The organism is Nostocoides sp., assembly GCF_035343835.1.
Taxonomy (GTDB): Bacteria; Actinomycetota; Actinomycetes; order Actinomycetales; family Dermatophilaceae; genus Nostocoides_A; species Nostocoides_A vanveenii.
In genome coordinates, this window is the sequence record NZ_DAOQZV010000306.1 from 1 (window position 1) to 1,340 (window position 1,340).

2 protein-coding genes are annotated in these 1,340 nt (G+C 71.2%); both read right to left on the reverse strand.

The features are described from left to right. On the reverse strand, nucleotides 1-683 hold a 683-nt coding region (locus tag PKH97_RS15270; protein WP_324388451.1), incomplete at its 3' end, for a glycosyltransferase 87 family protein. 8 nt (nucleotides 684-691) lie between these two features. After that, nucleotides 692-1,340 (reverse strand): SDR family NAD(P)-dependent oxidoreductase (locus tag PKH97_RS15275; RefSeq protein ID WP_324388452.1); only part of this gene is annotated, 649 nt, incomplete at its 5' end.

Below are 1,340 nucleotides of genomic sequence, written 5' to 3' on the forward strand. Positions count from 1 at the left end.
ACGATCGCGACGCCGGCGGCGATCGCGAGCGCGAGCGAACGGGTGGCCCGCCGCGAGTCGGTGCGGTGCGCCTGCCAGATCACCAGGGCCGGCGCGAGCGCCGCGGGGACGATCTTGAGCAGGGTCGCGACGATCAACAGGCCCCACATCCAGCGCCAACGCGTGGCCAGGGCCGCGACAAGGAGCCAGGACACGACGGCGGTGACCACCGCGTCATACCGGGTCGTGATGAGGGAGCCGAGCATCAACGGCAGCGCTGCCATCGACAGCCCGATCAGCGCCTGGCGCCGCTGGGCATAGCCGAGCAGACCCGCGGCCGTCGTCGCCCCGCCCGTCGCGATTGCCCAGGTAACGGCCATCAGCCGGCCGAAGCTCTGCGTCAGGTCGTGCCCGGGGACGAGGGATGCGAGCCAGAAGAGCACCGCTGCGCCGGGCGGGTATTCGAGATCGAGATCGCGATAAGGCAACCGGCCCGCCTTGATCCCCTCGACAACCCGCTCGTAGACCCCGATGTCGGTCAGGCCCGGCCGGGCCCACGGCCCGACATGCGTATAGGGGCCGACCCAGATCAGCAGCGCCAGGACGGCGCACGCCAGCGGGAGGAGCCACGGCCGGTGCCTGCCCGGCGACGGGCGCGCCGCGGCATACCGGCCGGGTCGCCGATCCAGGTAGCCGCCGGTCACAAGGGCGATTATGTCCCGCTCACCGTTCGGCCCTGACGCGCCTCGCGGGCGGCCTGGAGGCGGGTCGAGGTCCGCATCACGGCCGGGGCAAAGCGTTGGGTGCGCCACGACAGTGCGGCGAAGCCGCCGACGGTGATGACCGGCCGGTCGTCCTCGACGCTACGCAACGCCACCTCGGCGACCCTCGCCGGCGTCGTCAAGCGCGGCTGATAGAGGCGAGTGTTGCGGCGGAAGCTCCCCACGGCATACGAGCGGGAGGGCTCGAAGGGGTCGTCGATGAGCTTTGTGTCGACATAGGCGGGGCAGACGATATTGCCCTGGATGCCGTGGCGGCGCGCCTGCGCGTGCAGCGCCTGCGAGAACCCGACGACCGCCCACTTCGTCGTCGCATAGGGCGTCATCGTCGGCGCCGGGATCAGGCCCGCCAGCGAACCGGTGTTGAGGATGACGCCGGCGCTCGCCTTGCCCACGCGCTGCCGCAGCATCACCCCGTATGCCGCGTGCGCGCCGTGGATGACGCCGCGCAGGTTCACATCGATCGCCTTCGTCCAGTGTCGCTCGGTGGTTCCCTCGAACGGGCCCGCGAAGAGCACGCCGGCGTTGTTGACCATCATCTCGAGCCTTCCCCGTTCGCTGGCCACCTGCTCGACGAGGGCG